Genomic DNA, 18,609 nt, shown 5'->3' with positions numbered 1-18,609 from the left:
CAGCCGAACATCGGCGCAATCATTCTCAGCGTGGAACACTGCGGGCATCAAGGCCCGGCAGTCAGTCATGCCGAAAGTGGGGCCCTGCTCATATCCGATGACTCAGGCCGAACCCACCCAGACCATCGGCGGATCCGGGCTTAGAGATTCTCAGCGTGGTGATCTTGGTCAGGCGCGCGATTGCCTCAGGCGCAAGGGCCGTCACACCGACCAGCGACAGGCTCTTGATCCTCGGCGAATCATTCAACGCGTCAAGATCATCAAACGGAATCTGGATGATGACGAGGTTGTTCAGTAGTGGGCTCGCTGCGATGAGCGGCAAGTGCTCCTGCGTGAAAGAGTCAGACCCGATGATGAGCTCGCGCAGCTGCGGAATCAACGGAATATTCTCGATCCCAACGACCGGTCCCGGTGCCCAGATTCTGATGAAGCGCAGTTTGGGCATCTGTAGGCAAAGAGCGAGATCAATCTCACCCGGTTCCTTCAGATTCAGTTGGTTGATATCGCCCAGCACCTCTTCGAGGCTGAGCCCCTGCGCTTCATGTTGGGCAAAGTACTGCCGCCAGTAGGGGTTAAGTGATGCGTAAGTGGTCATATGTTGGTACGCGCGCTTCCTTGGTCACCAATGAATTCGGTCAAAGATATCACCGGGAATAGATGCATACGCATGTATGTTGCACCAAGCATGCGAGCTTTCGGATTCCTCTCCTTCGGTCACTACGGCAACGTCCGCGGCAGCAACACGCGCACCGCCGGCGACATGTTGCACCAGACCATCGACCTCGCTCAAGCTGCGGACGAAATCGGCGTAAACGGCGCCTACGTGCGCGTGCACCACTTCGCGAAGCAGGCAGCCTCTCCCGTGCCGCTGCTCACCGCCATGACTGCTCGCACGAAGCGCATCGAGGTCGGCACCGGCGTGATCGACATGCGTTACGAAAATCCTCTCTACCTAGCCGAGGAGCTCGCGGCACTCGATTACATCGCCGACAAGCGAATTGCGATCGGCATTAGCCGAGGATCCCCCGAGACTGCATTACGCGGCTACGAGGCATTTGGGTACACGGGATCCGAGGATCCTCGAGGCGCCGACATCGCGCGCGACAAATTCGAGTACTTTCTGCAAGCACTCGATGGCGACGGGCTCGTCGAGGGTGATCCCCAGATGGTCGGCCCAAACCAACGGCTCACGATTGAACCCTTCTCGCCGACGCTGCGCGACCGCATTTGGTGGGGTGCAGCCTCACGCGAGAGCGCCCAGCAGGTTGGTCGCCAGGGTCTGAACCTGATGAGCTCGACCCTGCTCACCGAGGCAACCGGCCAGCCCTTTCACGTGTTGCAGCGCGAGCAGATCGATCGCTTCCGTGAGGCCTACAAGGAGGCCGGGCACACCGGCGCACCCAGGGTAAGCGTGAGCCGCAGCGTCTTCCCCATCATGAATGAGCAGGACGAGCTCTACTTCGGCATGCGTTCACGTGAAAGCGGCGACCAGATCGGCATGATTGACGGGCTGCAAAGCACCTTCGGAAAAACCTACGCGGCAACCCCGGACAAGCTCATCGAACAGCTGCGCGCCGACGACGCGGTGATGTCGGCCGACACCCTGATGCTGACCATCCCGAACCAGCTGGGTGTCGAATACAACCTGCACGTACTGCAGTCCTTCGCAGAGCACGTCGCGCCATCGCTCGGGTGGAAGCCGAACACAGAAGGCCCTGTGCAGGGAGACACGATCTAAGCGCTGGCACCCTACAGTTCCATTGCAACCTTGGCGCTCATCGGCCCGCCACACTCCTCAGATCCGCCAGTTCGCACCCACTCCGGATGGATTTGTGTTTCGAACAGCACCTCACCGGTCGAGTCAGTGGCAAGAAGAGTTAGAGGCTCTTCGGGGAAGAACAAAGTTGCGGTCCAAGTATCTTGGTCTTGCTGAGCCTGCACGGCGTAGCCAGACCGCATCGACTCTTGAAGCGCTTCTTCACCCACGCAGTTCGATCCACCACAAACGGTTATTTCGGATACCTGACTTGAGTCGCCAATGAGTTGAATACTCAACGTACTGGAATATCCAATCGCTGGGCAGGCGGTCTCCACAGGTGAGCAGCCGGCCACAAGAAGCATCGACGCAATTACGAGGGCAAAAAGTGAGATCACTCGCGCAATGAACCTGTGCATGCCGCTCACTATAACTTCGAACGCGACATGCGGCTAACGATCATTCAGCGCGGCACTAGTTTGATTCTCTCTGGCCCTCTTTTTTAGAGCACTAGGCTCTTGCGACGATCCCTGCTCCAACTGCAAGGGATACCTCGCCGAAACCCCCACCACGATTCTGACACCGTGCCAGATCGCTCTGTTCAGGATTGATCTGGCACGGTGTCAGTCTGCTTGAAAACTCGCCGCACGCCACCTCGGGCGAGCATGAGGACGATAATCAACGCCGTCACCTGGAAGAACCCGCCGAGGCTCACCGAATCGCCGAAGAGCAGCGCAACGAGTTCAAGCACCAAGAATTTGCTACCTGGAAGCACGAGCAAAAGCGTGCATACGCTGACGACACGTGCCGCAATATTCTTCGCGCTGCGAATTCTTTCGATGACTTTGCTCTTCACCCCCAGCACGATTTCAAGAACGGCTTTGAGGAGGATCGCGGTCAAAAGGGCGAGGAGAAAAGATTCGGAAATCACCTCTGGGAACAGCTGGGTGAACGCGCCCAGAACCACGAGGTAGACGAGGACATCCACGAGATCAATCGGCTGGATTCTCATCGTGCAATCGTACCAACGAGCATCCTTGGCTCCAGCAAGGAAAAGCCGTCGCACCAGCAGTTCCGCTGCAGGGGCCGGCTTCTGCGGCACTCAATAACGCGGGGGGTTACGCCGGCACCGGCGCTCGCCATACACTGGCCTTGCCTCCACTATCGGAAGAAAGTGAGTGACCATGACAATCCCACAGCCTCCCGAGCCCCCGGTCAAACCGGCCGAACCCGACGGCGTTCCACCGGGTCCGCCGAACGAGCCGCCGCCGGACCCGGGCCCCGTTCCACATCCGCCAGCGCCGGAACCCCCCTATCCGCCGACCGAACCCGAACCCATCGGGCCGTACCCGCCGATCCGGTAGGCACACAGGCCACGGCAACGGGCAGGGGCATCGTCAGCACGACGATGCCCCTGCCCGTTGCGGTTCTCAGACGGAGCGTGCCTAGCGCTGGGAAAGGCGGATCATGTTGCCCGAGGGGTCCCTGAACGCACAGTCCTTCGGGCCCCACGGCTGGTCAATGGGTTCCTGGAGGACCTCTGCCCCGGTGGCGCGAACCTGCTCGAAGAGCGCGTCAAGGTCGCTGGTGCTGAAGACAGTCATCGGCAGCACACCCTTGGTGAGCAGCTCCTGCATGGTGTCCCCGTCGGCTTCCGATCGCCCCGCGTGCGGGTCCGAGAGCACGATTCCGAGCCCCGGCTGGGTGTCCGAGGCCAGGGTGACCCAGCGGTGCTCGCCCGAGGCCACGTCGTTCTCCACCTTCAGGCCCAGCCCGTCGCGGTAGAACGGGATCGCTTCGTCGACGTCGTTGACGGTGATGTGTGAGTATTGCAGTGAAATATCCATGGCTCCACGATAGGCACCAAGCCCCCGGGTGCGCTTCTTGGATCCTGCTCGATATCGAAGAATGGCTTAGGACTCCCCGCTGCCTACCGGGCGCGGCCGGTCACGGTGTCCCTCGGCGAGCGCCGGTCCATGCGGCCATCCGCGAGCATCCGGCGCCGGAAGGGGGATGAAAGCTGCTAGTACCGTTGGACCCTGGTGCTCTTGGGACGGGTCACGGATTTGGCAATGCAGGCAGGCATGGCTTCCACCGCGGTATGTTCCCGGTTCCGGTATCCACTGGGACTTTCGCCCGTGATCTGGGTGAAGCTGGTGCTGAAGGATCCCAGGGAGGTACACCCCACCTCCATGCAGGCGTCGGTGACGCTCATCCCGGACCTGAGCAACGCCATGGAACGCTCGATGCGCCGGGTCATCAGGTAGGCGTAGGGGCTCTGCCCGTAGGCGGACTTGAACTGCCGGGAGAAGTGCGCCGGGGACATCATGGCCCTGGCCGCCATGGTGGGGACGTCAAGGGGCTTCGCGTAGTCGCGGTCGATCATGTCCTTGGCGCGGCGCAGTGCGGTGAGCACCTCGAGCTCGTACTGCTTCATGCGATCGAGATTATCAGCGCACCCCGGCACGGCATGGCGACCGCGCCGAAGCCGGGCGGTCCTACTCGGTGACCGAGCGCACCACCCGTGCGGGGGAACCCACCACAACGGCTCCTGCTGGCACGTCCTTGGTGACGACCGAGGCTGCGGCCACGACGGCATCATCCCCGATGTGCACCCCCGGCAGGATGGTCGCGTTGGATCCGATCCACACGTTGCGGCCGATGGCCACGGGCGCAGGATGCATGTCCGCGCGTCGGCTCGGTGCAAGGTCGTGGTTCAGCGTCGCGATGACCACGTTGTGCCCGATGAGGGTGTCATCCCCGATGCTCACCCCGCCCTGGTCCTGGAACTTGCAGCCGGCATTGATGAAGATCCGCTTTCCGAGGGTGATGTTTTTCCCGAAGTCGGCGTTGAAGGGCGGAAAGAGCGTCACGGATTCGTCAACCGGCCTTCCGGTCAGCTGCGCCAGCAGCTCCCGAACGCGGTCCGGCTCCCGGTAGCCGCTGTTGAGCTCACCGGTTATGTGCAGCGCTTCCTGGCTGACCCGGTGCATCAGTACGTGCAACGGCGAGTCCCCTGTGATCGTGCGGCCCGCATCCAATTCCTTCAGGAGGTCCTTGAGTTCCATGATGTCCCTTCATTCGGGTGCCGGCAAAGGTTGCAAACACCAATTCAACTGCTGGCTTACCAAGACATAGGCACTCTTGAACAATAACCGCGAAGCGCACTGGCGGTGCCTTGCGGCGCAGTGCGTGTCTTCAAGTCCGGCCCCCTCCACTTCCCATGGTCCCCATCGTTTCCCCGGTCCATCTCGTCTGCTCCCCGCCGGCTCTCCCGTCCGGGCGCACAGGGGCGTAACCTAGCACCAACGTGTACTTCCGTCGCGGCTTACTGGGGGAAAGGAAAGCCTGCATGGAGAGCTCCGACCGGTTGCGGGACCGATGGCTCGATACTGCCGCCGGGATCCTGCAGGAAAGCGACCCGGGGATTGCCCGTCAACAATTGCACGAGGCTCTGCTGGATTCGTTCCGTGCCTTCGCGGCGGTCCGTGCCCCGTTGGCCATGAACGGCGGAATCGGCGGGCCGTCCATCTTCGGCCAGTACGCGGCGCTTGACACCTCGGACTGGCCGTTGGCGGTGGAGCGGGCCGGTAGTGACCACCCGGTGTTCGCCTACCACAACGTCACCGGCGACCCCATGCCGGTGACGCTTCGCCAGGCAGCGGAGCGAGGCTGGCCGGTCTCCGATTTCGCAGCGTCCATGATCGACCGGCTAGGTCTCAGCATCCATCAGCTCTCACTGCCGCTGGCCACCGTCGGGCCGGAATCCGCTACCTACGGATTTGTCAGCGACGGCGCCTACCTTGAGCGCGACCAAGAGTCTGCCCGGTCCATCCAGCCGATTGTTCGCGGCCTGGATGCACACATCCGCATGCTCGAGTCGTTGTTGACCGCCCCGGTGTCCGCACCAGAGCACCCGCTGACCGCGCGCGAACAGCTGGTTCTGGCCCTGGTTGCCCAGGGGCGCACGGCAAATGGCATCGCTGCCCGTCTCTGTGTATCACCGCGCACGATCCACAAGCACCAAGAGAACCTATATAGAAAGCTGGGCGCGGTGGACCGTCTGTCGGCGGTCCTCCGCGCCCAGGAATGCGGGTTGCTCCCCCAGCAGCCCGACGGTGCCTATGGTTTTCCCGGCGGCCATGCCGGGGAGATGTTGGAGTTGTTGTAGATCACGGGCACGTGCGAAATGCCTTCCTCTTCCATCCACGGTTTTAGGGAGGCGACGAGATCTACCTTGCCCACGCAGTTCGGGGCGACCCCCCGGGATGAAGAAGCGGTTCGCCAGATCATCCAGCGCGATCCACCGCCCCCTCTTGCAGCTGCTTCGCATAGGCCAAATACGACTACCTCTCCTTGAAACTTTCGTGGGCCGGCGCCGTCGGGGCCGCCAGCACCGACAGCAGTGCAACGGCTCCGACGGCCGAAGCGGCACGGATCCCCCAAGTCTTGATTTCCATGCCCGATTCCTCCGAGTTTGGTGGCGCGTTCCTTTCGCGCCGACACGTCCCAGTGTTCACCACGTTTCCGGTGTGTGCCATACGCAGTGGTGCGTAGCAGGCCCGGACGTCGTCACGCCGGCGGCCGGGGCGTTACCCCCGGTCGGCGGGGTGCAAAGCTGCGGCGCCCTGGTGACCGTGGCCGCCGTTCGCTGACTTCCGTCCGACAGGTGATATCGCATGGCAATTTCATGTTCCCCTGGGTGCCTCCGCTTCGGTTGAGCCGTGGGGCATGACATGCCTGCAGGTCGGCATCGACTTGCAATGCCGCTACGCATTTCGGTTCCATCCTTTGGCCCCTGGCAGTGCCGAATCTGCTATCTGTCCACCCTCTTCGGTAGCCTCGGCCATACACTCGCAGCATCCGTCAGCAGCCACCGGCGAGAGGGCCCGGACATGAACAATCCACTTGATTTTCCGCCCGAAACAATATCCGCGGGAGACCTCAGCAAGTTCATTCAAGATTCGATTATGGGGAGGGTTTACTCGATCACCGGAGAATGCAAGGATGCACGACAGTGGCCGGACTCCTCCTGGAATTTCGATCTGGTCACCAAGGATGCAGTCACCGGGAGAGTCCACTTCCTTCCATGTCGAATATGGCCTGACGGACAAAAACGCATTGACAAAGGCTTCACCGAAGGCGGTTCATCCCTCGAGAAGGTGTTGACCGACGGAATGAGCTTGACAGTACGAGGCGAAACCCGGATGTGGAACAACCGCCTCCAACTGCGAACTCTCGAAATCAGTTCACCCTCAATACGCAACGGCCAGTTCCACCGCGACCAGATGGAACTGCTTACACGATTCAGGGACCGCTATCCCGGCCATCCTCGTCTTCACCTCGAGCACGATCTGGTCCATATCGATTCGACCTCCGGAGTTCCCGTCCCGCATGCCAATCTTGAACGGGTAATGGTCATTGCTCCCGAGAACGCCCGTGGGACAAATGATTTCAAACGCCAACTGGTGCGCCACCACTCCCAGCGCTCAAAAATCACATACCAAGCGATAACGTGGAGCACGGACAAGGCACCGGACCGTTTGCGCTCGCTGATCCATTCAGCTCATGAACACCGTTATGGAATGATCGTTCTGCTGCGCGGAGGAGGACATTGGTCCGAGCTGCAGGTGTTTGACGATGAAATTGTCGCTGAACTGATTGCCGCCTCCGAAGTTCCCATTATTACGGCCATTGGCCACAAGGACGATGTCTTCCTGGCAGATCGGGTGGCGCGGGCATCATTCGTGGCACCGAGTGCGGCAGCTTCAGCAATATCCAAGTCGCACGATATGCAATTCAGTCATGAATTGAAAGCCAAGGCTGAGCAAAAGGCAGCAAGTTCCCTGGCCCACCTTCAAGAAATCACGAAGCAGCTTGCCGACGCACGAACGGAACTGGATTCAACCAACAACAAGTGCCTTACCTTGCGTAGCGAAGCCGCAACGCTTGATGGCCGTTACAAACAGGATCTTCTGGAGATGGCGCGGCGACGGGTCCGGGGATATTCGCGGCTTGCCACTGGTCTCACTGTGGGCTTGGCTGTTGCCGTTTTCTTTGGGGCAAGCGGACTTCTGGACTTTTTTGGAGTGGAACCGACGTTTCCAGCTGTCCTGATAACCCGGTGTACGGCAATCGTGGTGGCTTGGATCATCACTTGGAGGCTCGATATCACGCGAGAGAGGATCAAGTGGCCTGCAGCAAAGCCGCTGCGCGTCCCGCTTACGGAGTCGGAGTGGATGTCCGAGATCAAGACGGTCCGCACCGTCCACCGTCTGCGAAAACTTCAGCGTCACCCGCCGGTCACCACGGAAGCTGAAGTCTAGAAAAGTCCCGAGTGCGCCTCGATGAGCTCGGGGCCGTCGTTGCGCACGTTGCCCACCGCCGGATCGACCTCGCGCAGCTCCCAGCTCGAGGCCACCGTCGCGGCCCCGGCGCGCACCATCTCCACCAGCTCGACGGCGTTGTTGTTTTCCGGGTCCAGCCATTCGGCCAGCGAATCCTTGGCCAGCGGGATGGGCAACCTGTCGTGCAGACCATGCAATTCCTGCAGGACCGGCAACTCCGAGTCCGCTTCCGGGGAGGGAGCGGTGAGGATCGTGGTGGAGAGCAGCCACCGCTCGGGGTCCCCGTCGTCCTTGGACGGGTCCTTCCACCATTCATAGAGCCCGGCAAAGAAGATCAGCGAGTCGTCGGCAGGATGCACATAGAACGGGCGCTTCTTGGCCTTGGGGCTGTCCCCGGCCAGCCATTCGTAATAGCCCTCGGCCGGCACCGCGCAACGCCTGAAGGCCACCGCGGACCGGAAGGTCGGTTTCTCGACCACGGTCTCGCTGCGGGCATTGAAGGCGCGCACTCCCACGGAGGGGTCCTTCGCCCACCCCGGCACCAGACCCCACTTGGCCACATGCACCTGCCGGCGCACCGCCCCCTCGACGAGCCGCTCGAGCACGATCGGCACGTCGGTGGTCGGGGCCACGTTCCAGGATTGCCGCAGTTCCAGGTTCGCATCCGCCTCGGCTTCCGCTTCGGCCACAAGGTCGCCAATTGCCTTGGCCATCACAAATCGTCCGCACATGGAATAAGACTCTCACGTCCTCGGTTACGTGGGGTATGAGCGAAAATGAAAAACTTGCCCCGTACATTCCGGAAGCCGGCGCCGTCACGATGTTCACCACCTCGTGGTGCGGCTACTGCCGGAACCTCAAGCGCCTCATGGATGCCAAGGGCATCGGCTACACCGAGGTAAATATCGAGGAAGTTGAGGGGACCGCCGAGCTGGTGGAGGCCTTCAACGGCGGCAACCAGACCGTGCCGACCTTGATTTTCCCCGACGGAACTGCCGCAACAAATCCGCGGATAGAGGAAGTGCTCGAGCGCGTCTAGTCGGGCTGTGCTTGGATGGAGGGGTGCCACTTGCCGAAAGGCAGGAGGCACCCCTTCCGCGTTAAGCATTCTTTTGTCGCGCATGCGCGCGACCGTCCGCAAGAATTGGAGTGACATGTCACAAAAAGTCCAGGCCGTTATCGTCCGCGCCAAGGATGCTCCCGTTGAGACGGTGACCATCATCGTTCCCGACCCGGGGCCCGGAGAGGTCGTCGTCGACGTACTGACCGCCGGTGTTTGCCACACCGACTTGCACTACAAGCTCGGCGGGATCGGCAACGACTACCCGTACCTGCTGGGCCACGAATCCACCGCGGTGGTCAGCCAGATCGGTGAGAACGTCACCAACGTCGCGGTGGGCGATCGCGTCATCCTGAACTGGCGGGCCGTCTGCGGCCAGTGCCGCGCGTGTGCCAAGGGCACCCCTCAGTACTGCTTCAACACCGCCAACGCCACCCAGAAGATGACCCTGGAGGACGGCACCGAGCTCTCGCCGGCCCTGGGCATCGGGTCCTTCGCCCAGAAGACCCTGGTCGCCGCGGGCCAGTGCACCAAGGTCGACGAGGACGTCGACGCCGCCGCCGTGGGCCTGCTGGGCTGCGGCGTCATGGCTGGCATCGGGGCCGCCATGAACACCGGCGAGGTCAAGCGCGGCGAGTCAGTGGCGGTCATCGGCTGCGGCGGCGTCGGCATTGCCGCGATCGCCGGAGCCAAGCTGGCCGGCGCCACCACCATCGTCGCGGTGGACCTGGATGACGACAAGCTCGCCATGGCCAAGAACATGGGAGCCACGCACACCGTGAACTCCAAGACCAATGACGCCGTCGAGGGCATCAAGGCCGTCACCGGCGGCTTCGGCGCCGACGTGGTCATCGACGCGGTGGGCCGCCCGGAAACCTACAAGCAGGCGTTCTACGCCCGCGACCTCGCCGGCCGCGTGGTACTGGTGGGTGTGCCGAACCCGGAGATGAAGCTGGAACTGCCGCTGCTGGATGTCTTTGGCCACGGCGGATCGCTGAAGTCCTCCTGGTACGGCGACTGCCTGCCGTCCCGCGACTTCCCGATGCTGGTCGAACAGTACAAACTCGGCCGCCTGGACCTGGACGCGTTTGTCACCGAGCGCATCGGGCTGGACGACGTCGAGGCAGCCTTCACCAAGATGCACGAGGGCAAGGTCCTGCGTTCGGTGGTGGAACTCTAATGAGCGCGCAGATTGAAAACCTGGTCACCTCCGGTACCTTCTCCCTGGACGGGGGAACCTGGGACGTGGACAACAACGTGTGGATCATCGGGGACGAGAACGAGGTCTTCGTCATCGACCCCGCCCACGAGCCGTCCAAGATCAAGCAGGCCGTCGGCAACCGCGCGGTCAAGGCCGTGTTGCTGACCCACGGGCACGACGACCACATCCGCTATGCCCGTGCGTTCGCCGACCTGGTCGAGGCACCGATCCACCTGAACCCTGCCGACACGATGCTTTGGGAAGCGATTTTCCCAGGCACCACCGCGGATCATGAGATCAATGACGGGGACACCTTCGAGGTTGCCGGGACCACCCTGGTGGCGCTGCACACCCCCGGGCATTCCCCCGGATCGACCTGCTTCTACGCCGAGTCGCTGGGAACACTGTTCTCCGGCGACACGCTGTTCAACGGCGGACCGGGTGCCACCGGGCGCAGCTACTCGAGCTTCGAAACGATCATCGACTCGATCCGCGAACGCCTGCTCGCCCTGCCGGCAACCACCGTGGTGAACACCGGACACGGGGATGCCACCACCATCGGCGCCGAGGCACCGAACCTGGACGAATGGATCAAGCGCGGGAACTAAGTCGGGTTTGATCTGTTGTTTCCTGTGGGAGTCGCGTGTGTGCGTGGCTCCCACAGACCTTTAACCGGTGCCGTAGCGACGCCTCGCCCACGCTAAAGTACCAAGTACCCCATGAGGCTTTTGCGAGCCATTGCTACACGAGGCCTTTCGGCGAAGGCGACTCGTTGGACAATCACACGCTTATCGCTTCTAACCGCCAAGGCAATAAGAAAGTACTCAGGGAGATGGAAAAGCTGGTGAAGAAATGAATCCGTTGCGACTGACCGTCGGTGCGGTGCTGGTGCTGGTTGGTATCACTGGGTGCGCACCCAGTGATCAGTTTGGTGAACCGTCCAAATCGACGACAACGAAAGAGGGCGCACCTGTGGGGAACGGGTTGACGTGGCAGGAGGCCAAGGCCCAGACACAAGACCTGGAACTGGAGATCGCCCGGCTGATTCCCGAAGACAAAGTGGTGAAGATCGACCAGGGGAAAACCGGTACTTTATTCAGCTGCAGCGAGACACAACATAATTGGAATGGGGCGACAACCGTCACTCTGAGCAAGGGGACAGAACCAGAGGCTCTCGTCAAGGCGATTGAAGCGCAGTACCAGGACAGCCGCTTCACCATCGAAACAGATCTCAGCATTACTGGAAATTATCGGGTGCAGCTACGCTCTCCACACACCGCAGCGTCCTACATCATCGTCAGGGATGACCCGAATGCAATTCGTATTGCATCTGGCTCTGCATGCTTCACCTTGCCTGGAGGAGTGTATCCGGGTGGTGATTTCTGAGCATTGACGGCAAAGGCCCGCAACCTGGTCCAGGATACCGGCTGGAACCCTCTAATGCTTACCGCGCTTGACTGCTGACCACCTTGGTCGACCAGCTGTTGGGCATCCGCCGCGTCCGCTCCGCGACTTGTCCTTCGGGAAAGTCATCCACGGCCGTTCAGGCCGAGGTGGAGAGTTGGGCGACAGCAACTAAACCGGAACCATGCCTGTCACCCAGCCCGCCATGGCGTGTCGCTGAACAAGACGCCGGCCGGTACCGCAGATTCCCGGTTGGCCAGCGCAGCCGCCTCCGACCCCGGGCCTAAGGCGGCGCACGACCCGTTCAGGGCTTGAGCAGGCGGCGGATAACCCGGCCCTCGGCCAGTGCGTCCAGGGCTTGGTTGATTTCCTCCAACGGTCGGGTGTCGCTGTGTAGCAATTCCACCGGGAGCCTGCCTTCGCGCCACGCTTTGACAAAGTAGGCAATGTCCTCGGCTGGCTTGGCATCGCCCATGTAGGAACCCAACAGGCGCTTGCCCGCCCCGGCGAACGTCAGCGCCGGCACCGTGAGCTCGGCCTCCGGATGAGGAAGCCCCACACAGATGACCGCCCCGCCGCGGGTCAGCACCTGAAGAGCCTCGCCGATCACCCGGGCCGAGCCCGACGCCTCGATCGCCACGTCGACCCCGTCCCCTGTGGCCGCGGAAACGAGTGCCCGGGCCTGTTCCGGTGTCCCCACGGCGGTGGCCCCGGCGGCAAGCGCCAAGTCATGCTTGGCCGTGTTCGGGTCGATGGCAATGATGCTTCCCGCACCGACCAGCACCGCGCCCATGATCGCAGCCAGCCCCACGGCGCCCAGCCCGTAAACAATCACCGACTGGCCCGCTTCAAGCCGCGCGGTGTGCCTGATGGCCCCGATGCCAGTGAGCACCGCGCAACCGAACATGGCCGCCACCTCGTCGGGGACATCCTCCGGCACTGGCACCACGGATTCAACGGCCACCACCGCGTGGTCCGCAAAGGCGGAGACGCCCAGGTGGTGGTTGATCCGCTCGCCGCCGGGCCCGCGCAACAGCGCCTCTCCGTGCAGCAGGTCCCCGGCGGTGTTGCTCACCGCTGCCCGGTGGCACAAGGCGGGGCGCCCGGCGGCACAGGCACGGCAGGTGCCGCAGCCGGGCACGAAAACCAGCACGACCTTGGTGCCGACGTCGAGGTGGTCCACTCCCGGGCACAGGGAGGCGATGCGTCCGACCGCCTCGTGGCCCAGGGCCATGGGCAGCGGTCGGGGCCGGGACCCGTTAATGACCGAGAGGTCCGAGTGGCACAGCGAGGAGTAGATGATGTCCACGCCGACCTCCCCGGCCCGCGGCCCGGGTGTGGCAAGTTCCTCGATGGCCAGCGGCCGGCTTTCGGCATAGCCCCCGGAGCCGTCCCCCGGCAGCTCGCGCAGGATCGCGGCGCGCATCAGGCGTTCCAGCCGCACTCAACGGCGGGGGTGTCCGGGGCGGGCCGCGGCGGACAATGGGCGGGTGCCGGCTCTTGGGCCATGACAGGTACCTCCGGGGATCGGGCAAAGCGCGGTGCAATAGGGACGAGTATTGCCCGCTCCGGCGCTCCGCGCAATGCACACCCCTGCACAGGGCGTGTGCGTGCCGCGGCACGCCCCCACGGTTGCCCGGCAACGGAAGGAACCCCCGTAAACCGGCGTCCTGCCACCACATTCAGGATTACCACGTGGCATACTCGTCCCATGGACGATCCCAGTCACCCCCGGAAGCATCCTTGGCGCAAACCGGCGGCGCTCGCCGGAACCATTGCCCTACTCGCATTGGTGGCGGGCATCGCGACTCTGGTCGCGGGCAGCGGGCAGGTGGCCGAATTCGGCTGGTTCGCCTACGCACCCCTGAGCGAAGGCGCCTTCGCCCCGGGCATGGTATTTCTCGGCCCGCAGCAAATCACCGGCTGGCTGCTTGTCGCCCTGGCCGCCTGCGCCGCCGCATTTTGGGCCGGCCTGGCCATGGGCAGGCGATCTCGCTGAGTCCCGGGACTACGCCCCGGCCAGCTCCACATGCAGTGCGTATTCGGCCAGCAGGTCGTCGATGAACGCCTCGGTCGTGTAGCCGGGCAGCAGGTCATCGGCGGCGCCTACCGTGGCCGGATCCATCGGGATGCCCATGGCCCGGTAGACGTCGTCCAGCAGCGCGCGAATGGGCGCCGAATCCTCGATCACGAACACGCTGGAAAACAGCCACGCCCCGGACACCACGCGTTGCGCGGTGCCCACCAGCTTCACCGCGTTCCGCGTCCGGGCGGCCGTCCCCGGCATTCCGTGGACGCTGAATTCCCCGGCGCAGTACTCCCCGGAGATCTCCCCCACCCTTGCATCGATGCCTCCGCGGCGCAGGGCGTCGGCATAGAGCGCGCCCAACGCCTTGAAGCGGTGCTGGTGGCCCATCATGGCCTCCGCGGCGGGTTCCACGTGGTCGACGATCACCGTGCCGCGGTGGTAGGCCGCCGCCCGTCCCCCGGCCTTGCGCACCACCGGGGCAAAGCCGTGTTCCAGCGACCGTGCCACCGCAAGCGCATAGCCCTCAAGGCGCACGTCGCGTTGTCCGAAAGCCAGGGTCGGACCGGGCCGGTAGATGCGCAGCGTCGCCGGCGCCTCCCCATTGCGCACCGCGCCCAGCAGCTCGATGCCGGCCCCCAGATCGGCCTCCGGGTCCCCCGAGGCATCCTCGATCCGCACGTGCAGCGGGTGGTCGGCATTGGGATTCCAAAGACTCATGGGCACGATTCTAGGTCCGGATGCGCGGCAGTGAATAATGGATGTCGTGCCGAAACAACTTTCCCCCCTGATCTTGCTGGGAGGGGCCTCCGGATCCGGAAAGTCCTACCTAGCCCACCGCTTCGGCCGACCCCATGTGGAACTCGACAACTTCTACCGCGAGATCTCCGAGCACACCCCCGAGACCCCGCTGCCGCTGACCGGCTACGGTGAAATCGACTGGGACCACGCCGGAACGTGGAACTGCGCCCTGGCCGTTGACGCCCTGGTGGACTTGCTCGAAAGCGGCGCAACAGAGGTCCCGAACTATTCGATCAGCACCTCCAGCTACGACTCGATGCGCCGGATCGAGCTCAACGGCGGTCCGCTGGTCGCCGAGGGCATCTTCGTTTCCGAGATCCTGGCCCCGCTGCAGCGTCTGGGGGTTCCGGTGCGGGCTTACTACATCGAGGTCTCGGCCCTGGGCACCGCGATCCGACGGCTCGTGCGCGATGTGCGGGAGCGGCGCAAGCCGCTGCCGTTCCTGCTCAAGCGCGGCTACGCGCTGTTCCGTGCCGATCGGGACATCCGGGCCAGGCACTTGGCCGCCGGTTTTGAACCCGTGAAGAAAAAGGCGCTCAAGGAAACACTGGCCTCCATCACCTCCTGAGCAGGTTCTTCGATCATCCCTTGACCTCCGTTTCGGAACGGGTTGGAATGGAGCATGAGGGCCGGATTTTTGCGGCATCGGGCCCCGGACCCGGAGGTGGAGCGTGTTGTCCCCGATACTTGGCTTGCTGGCCATGCTCTTGGGCATGGCCACGGCTTGGCTCATGGTTTCCGGCCCATCACTGGAACAGGATCCCGACGCCCGGTTTTGGTACGGCTTCTGCGGTTTCTGCGTGCTGGCACCGTTGTCACTGGGTGCCGCGCTGGTGAACCCCTTGGCCGGCGTGGCGGTGTTGGCTGCAGCCTGCGGCACCTGCCTTGCCACCCTCCGCTTCCTGGTGCACCAAGCCATGCAGCGGACGGCCGTGCAGACCGGTTCCCGGCTGCTTGCCGAGCACTCGGCCTTCGAGTCGCGGCATGACCAGGTTCTCAGGCAGTGGAGCCGCTACGAACTGGACCCGGCCGCGGCCATGGCAAGCCCGGGGATGAACGATGTCGAGGTCCCGGAGACTGCGGCATTGGCCAAGGCCCTGGCGCAGGCCGAACGCCTGCGCGGCCGCCAACCCAACGGCGCGGCCGATGGAGTCGGGATTGACTACCGGCGGGCAGTGATCGAACTCGAATCGGCATTCACCAGGGCCGAGCAGTCCCTCGCGGGCTCCTCCGGCCGAATGGTTCCCGGGGCTATCCCGCCGGGGCCGGACGCACCGTGAGGATCTGCTCGCTGCGCCCGAACGGTCCATGCACATCGTGCAGCACCGCGCTGGTTAGCCCGATGCCGTCGGTTCCGTAGGTCTGCTGGGCCTCGATGCCGAGCCACTGCCCCGCGGGCCCGCGGTGCATGTGGATCTGCAGGTCCACATTCGGGAACATCCAGGACTCGGGCCCCGGCTCCACCCGCGGGGCCACGCCGTTGGCGGTGTCCACCATGCCCAGGAGCCTGACCAGGTCGGAGGTGTGCGTGCCTGCCACCATTTCGAAGTTGTTGCGCATCCACACGACCCCCTTGCCCGGGCGGTGGCCGTCGGCGCCGCGGAATTCCAGGCCCTCGATGTACCCGCCGGGCCAGGGCGACATGCCCTCAAAGGTCGCAAGATCCTCGGGGTGGATGACGCCGGCGTCCTCGGTGGCGGCCACCGCGGAGCTGTCCAGGGTTCTCAGGCGCCAGCCGCGGGCGACGATGCAGGTGCGCCCCTGCGACACCATTTCCGCCTCGATGAGTTCGATGGTGCGGCCGGGGCGGATCATCCGCGTGGCGATTTCGAATTCCCCGCCGTGGATGATGCCGTGGATGTCCAGGGACACCCGGGCCATGCGCATCTCTGGCCGCGGGGCGAAAAGCTCCAGGGCGTGCACCAGCACCCCGGTGGCCGGTGCCATGTGCTGCTCGTGCGGGTTCCAGGCGCCCTGGGCGTGCACCGTGGATCGGTAGGTGCCCACGCCGGTGGGAAGGTAGTAGAAATCCCCCACCGCGAGTTCCGGAAGATTCTGTTCGGCCGCCGTTTGCGTCATGCGTCTCTCGTCCCTTGTTCCCGTGGCAACCCTGCCACCGTGTATCCGGGACCCAGCTTAGCGAGCAATGCGACCCGGGCCACAATTCGGCCACGGAACCACCCGGTGACCAGTAAAGATCCTTGGCTGGCCGCGAGGCCCCGGCGTAGGGTGGGGAACAATCGTCCCGACCCGCCAGGAAGAGATACCGATGCCCACTGTCGCCGAAACCATGATCGCCACCCTCAAGGCCAACGGAGTCAAAAGGATCTACGGGGTGGCGGGCGACTCGCTCAACGGCCTCACCGATGCCATGCGCAAGGACGGGTCCATCGCCTGGCTTCCGGTGCGGCACGAAGAGACCGCCGCATTCGCCGCCGGTGCCGAGGCTCAGATGACAGGCAACCTCACGGTGTGCGCCGGAAGCTGTGGCCCGGGAAACCTGCATTTGATCAACGGGCTCTACGACGCCAACCGCAACCGCGTCCCGGTGCTGGCCATCGCGGCGCACATCCCCACGTCCGAGATCGGCAGCAACTACTTCCAGGAGACCCACCCGGCCGAGCTCTTCCGTGAGGCCAGCGTGTTCTGCGAGACGGTCTCGGCCCCGGAGCAGATGCCGCGGCTGCTGGAAATCGCCATGCGCACCGCGATCGAACGGCGCGGGGTCGCGGTGCTGGTCATCCCCGGGGACGTCGCTCTGGCCGAGGCCGTGGGCACGCGCGTCTCGGTGCTCAACGCCAGCCGCTCCGCCGTCCTGCCCCACGCCGAGGACCTGGCCCGGGCCGCGGAGCTGTTGAACGCAGCCAAGCGGGTTACCATCCTGGCCGGCGCCGGGGTGGCCGGTGCGCACGCACGGGTCATGGAGATCGCAGGTCTGCTGGGCGCCCCGGTGGTGCACGCGCTGCGCGGCAAGGAGCACATCGAGTACGACAACCCCTACGACGTCGGGATGACCGGCCTGCTCGGCTTTGCCTCCGGGTACCGGGCCATGGACGCCGCCGACACCATCCTGCTGCTGGGCACCGACTTCCCCTACCAGCAGTTCTACCCGCGGGACGCGAAGATCATCCAGGTCGACGTGCGCGGGGAACAGCTGGGCCGGCGCACCCCGATCGATGCGGGGCTGGTCGGCACCGTGGCCGACACCCTGGAGGTGCTGGCACCACTGCTTCAGCGCAAGACCGACACCACGCACCTGGCCGACGCGCAGAAGCACTACCGCAAGACCCGCGAGAAACTTGACGACCTGGCCACCCCCTCGCGCCGGGGCGCGAAGATCCACCCGCAGTACGTGGCCCGCACGCTGGACGAGCTGGCGGACGACGACGCGGTCTTCCTGGCCGATGTCGGATCCCCGGTGGTCTGGGCGGCCCGCTACCTCACCATGAACGGACGGCGCCGGCTGCTGGGATCCTTCAGCCATGGCACCATGGCCAACTCCATCCCGCAGGCCATCGGAGTCCAGGCCTCCCATCCGCAGCGCCAGGTCGTGACGCTCTCGGGCGACGGCGGACTGGCCATGCTCATGGGCGACCTGCTCACCTTGGTCCAGTCGAAGCTGCCGGTGAAGATCGTTGTCTTCAACAACTCCTCGCTGAATTTCGTGGAACTGGAGATGAAGGCCGCCGGGTTCGTCACCTTCGCCACCGACCTGTCCAACCCCAACTTTGCCGACGTCGCCACGGCCATGGGCATCCGCGGGTTCCGGGTGGAAAAATCCAAGGACCTGCCGGATGTCCTGCGCGAGGCCCTGGCCCACGACGGACCCGCCCTCATCGACGTGGTGACTGATCGGCAGGAACTCTCGATGCCACCGGCCGTCACCGCCGAGCAGGCAAAGGGCTTTGCGCTCTACGCCGTCCGCACCGTGATGTCGGGAAAGGGCGACGAGCTGCTGGACCTCGCGGCGACCAACTGGCGCCAGCTCTTCTAGAAATACGTAAGAGAGGTCGG

General features: G+C 64.0%; 21 protein-coding genes. 11 read left to right on the top strand and 10 right to left on the bottom strand.

The window, feature by feature from the left end:
• Positions 1 to 88: 88 nt before the first annotated feature.
• On the bottom strand, positions 89 to 595 hold the full coding sequence (locus Q2T94_RS20405; RefSeq protein ID WP_302266370.1) for a hypothetical protein: 507 nt from the start codon (positions 593 to 595) through the stop codon (positions 89 to 91).
• Between the two features lie 90 nt (positions 596 to 685).
• On the opposite strand from Q2T94_RS20405, the gene Q2T94_RS20400 reads away from it, so the two are divergent.
• Positions 686 to 1,738 (top strand): LLM class flavin-dependent oxidoreductase, encoded by a 1,053-nt coding sequence (locus Q2T94_RS20400; RefSeq protein ID WP_302266474.1) that lies wholly within the window; start codon positions 686 to 688, stop codon positions 1,736 to 1,738.
• Positions 1,739 to 1,749: 11 nt separating this feature from the next.
• Here Q2T94_RS20400 and Q2T94_RS20395 read toward each other — a convergent pair whose 3' ends face one another.
• The 5 genes from Q2T94_RS20395 to Q2T94_RS20375 all read right to left on the bottom strand — a co-directional run bounded on the left by Q2T94_RS20395 (position 1,750) and on the right by Q2T94_RS20375 (position 4,824).
• On the bottom strand, positions 1,750 to 2,154 hold the full coding sequence (locus tag Q2T94_RS20395) for a hypothetical protein (RefSeq protein WP_302266369.1): 405 nt from the start codon (positions 2,152 to 2,154) through the stop codon (positions 1,750 to 1,752).
• Between the two features lie 203 nt (positions 2,155 to 2,357).
• The gene (locus tag Q2T94_RS20390) at positions 2,358 to 2,768 is read right to left on the bottom strand and encodes a hypothetical protein (protein WP_302266368.1); all 411 of its coding nucleotides are present in this window, start codon (positions 2,766 to 2,768) and stop codon (positions 2,358 to 2,360) included.
• Between the two features lie 433 nt (positions 2,769 to 3,201).
• Complete coding sequence (locus Q2T94_RS20385; protein ID WP_264269017.1) at positions 3,202 to 3,603, bottom strand: VOC family protein; 402 nt, start codon at positions 3,601 to 3,603, stop codon at positions 3,202 to 3,204.
• A gap of 176 nt (positions 3,604 to 3,779) precedes the next feature.
• Positions 3,780 to 4,193 carry a helix-turn-helix domain-containing protein gene (locus Q2T94_RS20380; RefSeq protein WP_302266367.1) on the bottom strand — a complete coding sequence of 138 codons (414 nt, stop codon included), beginning with the start codon at positions 4,191 to 4,193 and terminating at the stop codon, positions 3,780 to 3,782.
• A gap of 61 nt (positions 4,194 to 4,254) precedes the next feature.
• Positions 4,255 to 4,824 carry a DapH/DapD/GlmU-related protein gene (locus Q2T94_RS20375; RefSeq protein ID WP_302266366.1) on the bottom strand — a complete coding sequence of 190 codons (570 nt, stop codon included), beginning with the start codon at positions 4,822 to 4,824 and terminating at the stop codon, positions 4,255 to 4,257.
• A 284-nt stretch (positions 4,825 to 5,108) separates the two neighbouring features.
• Here Q2T94_RS20375 and Q2T94_RS20370 point away from each other — a divergent pair, with 284 nt between their 5' ends.
• Positions 5,109 to 5,927, top strand: a complete 819-nt coding sequence (locus Q2T94_RS20370) for a helix-turn-helix transcriptional regulator (protein WP_302266365.1) — start codon at positions 5,109 to 5,111, stop codon at positions 5,925 to 5,927.
• Between the two features lie 724 nt (positions 5,928 to 6,651).
• Complete coding sequence (locus tag Q2T94_RS20365) at positions 6,652 to 8,082, top strand: exodeoxyribonuclease VII large subunit (RefSeq protein WP_302266364.1); 1,431 nt, start codon at positions 6,652 to 6,654, stop codon at positions 8,080 to 8,082.
• Here Q2T94_RS20365 and Q2T94_RS20360 read toward each other — a convergent pair.
• The gene (locus tag Q2T94_RS20360; protein WP_302266363.1) at positions 8,079 to 8,834 is read right to left on the bottom strand and encodes an SOS response-associated peptidase; all 756 of its coding nucleotides are present in this window, start codon (positions 8,832 to 8,834) and stop codon (positions 8,079 to 8,081) included. The two genes, Q2T94_RS20365 and Q2T94_RS20360, sit on opposite strands and share 4 nt — an antisense overlap.
• A 35-nt stretch (positions 8,835 to 8,869) precedes the next feature.
• On the opposite strand from Q2T94_RS20360, the gene Q2T94_RS20355 reads away from it, so the two are divergent.
• The 4 genes from Q2T94_RS20355 (at position 8,870) to Q2T94_RS20340 (ending at position 11,750) form a co-directional block, all read left to right on the top strand.
• Entirely contained in the window at positions 8,870 to 9,142 is a 273-nt protein-coding gene (locus Q2T94_RS20355; RefSeq protein WP_264269023.1) for a glutaredoxin domain-containing protein, read from the top strand.
• A gap of 115 nt (positions 9,143 to 9,257) precedes the next feature.
• Complete coding sequence (locus tag Q2T94_RS20350; protein ID WP_302266362.1) at positions 9,258 to 10,343, top strand: S-(hydroxymethyl)mycothiol dehydrogenase; 1,086 nt, start codon at positions 9,258 to 9,260, stop codon at positions 10,341 to 10,343.
• The gene (locus tag Q2T94_RS20345) at positions 10,343 to 10,972 is read left to right on the top strand and encodes an MBL fold metallo-hydrolase (RefSeq protein WP_302266361.1); all 630 of its coding nucleotides are present in this window, start codon (positions 10,343 to 10,345) and stop codon (positions 10,970 to 10,972) included. Before Q2T94_RS20350 ends, Q2T94_RS20345 begins: the two co-directional genes overlap by 1 nt.
• 253 nt (positions 10,973 to 11,225) lie before the next feature.
• Positions 11,226 to 11,750, top strand: coding sequence for a hypothetical protein (locus Q2T94_RS20340; protein ID WP_302266360.1), 525 nt, complete (start codon positions 11,226 to 11,228; stop codon positions 11,748 to 11,750).
• Between the two features lie 322 nt (positions 11,751 to 12,072).
• Here Q2T94_RS20340 and Q2T94_RS20335 read toward each other — a convergent pair whose 3' ends face one another.
• On the bottom strand, positions 12,073 to 13,194 hold the full coding sequence (locus Q2T94_RS20335) for a zinc-binding dehydrogenase (RefSeq protein WP_302266359.1): 1,122 nt from the start codon (positions 13,192 to 13,194) through the stop codon (positions 12,073 to 12,075).
• Positions 13,195 to 13,479: 285 nt separating this feature from the next.
• Between Q2T94_RS20335 and Q2T94_RS20330 the strand changes: the two genes are divergently transcribed.
• Positions 13,480 to 13,767: a hypothetical protein gene (locus Q2T94_RS20330; RefSeq protein ID WP_302266358.1), complete on the top strand. Its 288-nt coding sequence runs from the start codon at positions 13,480 to 13,482 to the stop codon at positions 13,765 to 13,767.
• A gap of 9 nt (positions 13,768 to 13,776) precedes the next feature.
• Here Q2T94_RS20330 and Q2T94_RS20325 read toward each other — a convergent pair whose 3' ends face one another.
• Positions 13,777 to 14,514, bottom strand: a complete 738-nt coding sequence (locus Q2T94_RS20325; RefSeq protein WP_302266357.1) for a lipoate--protein ligase family protein — start codon at positions 14,512 to 14,514, stop codon at positions 13,777 to 13,779.
• A 37-nt stretch (positions 14,515 to 14,551) separates the two neighbouring features.
• Between Q2T94_RS20325 and Q2T94_RS20320 the strand changes: the two genes are divergently transcribed.
• Both Q2T94_RS20320 and Q2T94_RS20315 read left to right on the top strand, forming a co-directional pair.
• On the top strand, positions 14,552 to 15,163 hold the full coding sequence (locus Q2T94_RS20320; protein ID WP_302266356.1) for a uridine kinase family protein: 612 nt from the start codon (positions 14,552 to 14,554) through the stop codon (positions 15,161 to 15,163).
• A gap of 103 nt (positions 15,164 to 15,266) precedes the next feature.
• A complete protein-coding gene (locus Q2T94_RS20315; protein ID WP_302266354.1) occupies positions 15,267 to 15,875 on the top strand; it encodes a hypothetical protein in 609 nt (202 codons plus the stop codon).
• Here the strand turns inward: Q2T94_RS20315 and Q2T94_RS20310 are convergent.
• Entirely contained in the window at positions 15,847 to 16,674 is an 828-nt protein-coding gene (locus Q2T94_RS20310) for a thioesterase family protein (RefSeq protein WP_302266352.1), read from the bottom strand. The two genes, Q2T94_RS20315 and Q2T94_RS20310, sit on opposite strands and share 29 nt — an antisense overlap.
• Before the next feature lie 190 nt (positions 16,675 to 16,864).
• Between Q2T94_RS20310 and poxB the strand changes: the two genes are divergently transcribed.
• Positions 16,865 to 18,589: a ubiquinone-dependent pyruvate dehydrogenase gene (gene poxB / locus Q2T94_RS20305; protein ID WP_264269038.1), complete on the top strand. Its 1,725-nt coding sequence runs from the start codon at positions 16,865 to 16,867 to the stop codon at positions 18,587 to 18,589.
• Positions 18,590 to 18,609: the final 20 nt, after the last annotated feature.

The sequence above is a fragment of the Paeniglutamicibacter sulfureus genome (assembly GCF_030512175.1).
GTDB lineage: Bacteria > Actinomycetota > Actinomycetes > Actinomycetales > Micrococcaceae > Paeniglutamicibacter > Paeniglutamicibacter sulfureus.
This window is presented reverse-complemented; position numbering and strand designations above follow the sequence as displayed.

Bases quoted from the DNA above. Each gene is read 5' to 3' on its own strand.
- Q2T94_RS20405 (WP_302266370.1), bottom strand. From the start codon at position 595: ATGACCACTTACGCATCACTTAACCCCTACTGGCGGCAGTACTTTGCC.
- Q2T94_RS20400 (WP_302266474.1), top strand. From the start codon at position 686: ATGCGAGCTTTCGGATTCCTCTCCTTCGGTCACTACGGCAACGTCCGC.
- Q2T94_RS20390 (WP_302266368.1), bottom strand. From the start codon at position 2,768: ATGAGAATCCAGCCGATTGATCTCGTGGATGTCCTCGTCTACCTCGTG.
- Q2T94_RS20385 (WP_264269017.1), bottom strand. From the start codon at position 3,603: ATGGATATTTCACTGCAATACTCACACATCACCGTCAACGACGTCGAC.
- Q2T94_RS20380 (WP_302266367.1), bottom strand. From the start codon at position 4,193: ATGAAGCAGTACGAGCTCGAGGTGCTCACCGCACTGCGCCGCGCCAAG.
- Q2T94_RS20375 (WP_302266366.1), bottom strand. From the start codon at position 4,824: ATGGAACTCAAGGACCTCCTGAAGGAATTGGATGCGGGCCGCACGATC.
- Q2T94_RS20370 (WP_302266365.1), top strand. From the start codon at position 5,109: ATGGAGAGCTCCGACCGGTTGCGGGACCGATGGCTCGATACTGCCGCC.
- Q2T94_RS20365 (WP_302266364.1), top strand. From the start codon at position 6,652: ATGAACAATCCACTTGATTTTCCGCCCGAAACAATATCCGCGGGAGAC.
- Q2T94_RS20360 (WP_302266363.1), bottom strand. From the start codon at position 8,834: ATGTGCGGACGATTTGTGATGGCCAAGGCAATTGGCGACCTTGTGGCC.
- Q2T94_RS20355 (WP_264269023.1), top strand. From the start codon at position 8,870: ATGAGCGAAAATGAAAAACTTGCCCCGTACATTCCGGAAGCCGGCGCC.
- Q2T94_RS20350 (WP_302266362.1), top strand. From the start codon at position 9,258: ATGTCACAAAAAGTCCAGGCCGTTATCGTCCGCGCCAAGGATGCTCCC.
- Q2T94_RS20345 (WP_302266361.1), top strand. From the start codon at position 10,343: ATGAGCGCGCAGATTGAAAACCTGGTCACCTCCGGTACCTTCTCCCTG.
- Q2T94_RS20335 (WP_302266359.1), bottom strand. From the start codon at position 13,194: ATGCGCGCCGCGATCCTGCGCGAGCTGCCGGGGGACGGCTCCGGGGGC.
- Q2T94_RS20330 (WP_302266358.1), top strand. From the start codon at position 13,480: ATGGACGATCCCAGTCACCCCCGGAAGCATCCTTGGCGCAAACCGGCG.
- Q2T94_RS20325 (WP_302266357.1), bottom strand. From the start codon at position 14,514: ATGAGTCTTTGGAATCCCAATGCCGACCACCCGCTGCACGTGCGGATC.
- Q2T94_RS20320 (WP_302266356.1), top strand. From the start codon at position 14,552: ATGGATGTCGTGCCGAAACAACTTTCCCCCCTGATCTTGCTGGGAGGG.
- Q2T94_RS20310 (WP_302266352.1), bottom strand. From the start codon at position 16,674: ATGACGCAAACGGCGGCCGAACAGAATCTTCCGGAACTCGCGGTGGGG.
- poxB (WP_264269038.1), top strand. From the start codon at position 16,865: ATGCCCACTGTCGCCGAAACCATGATCGCCACCCTCAAGGCCAACGGA.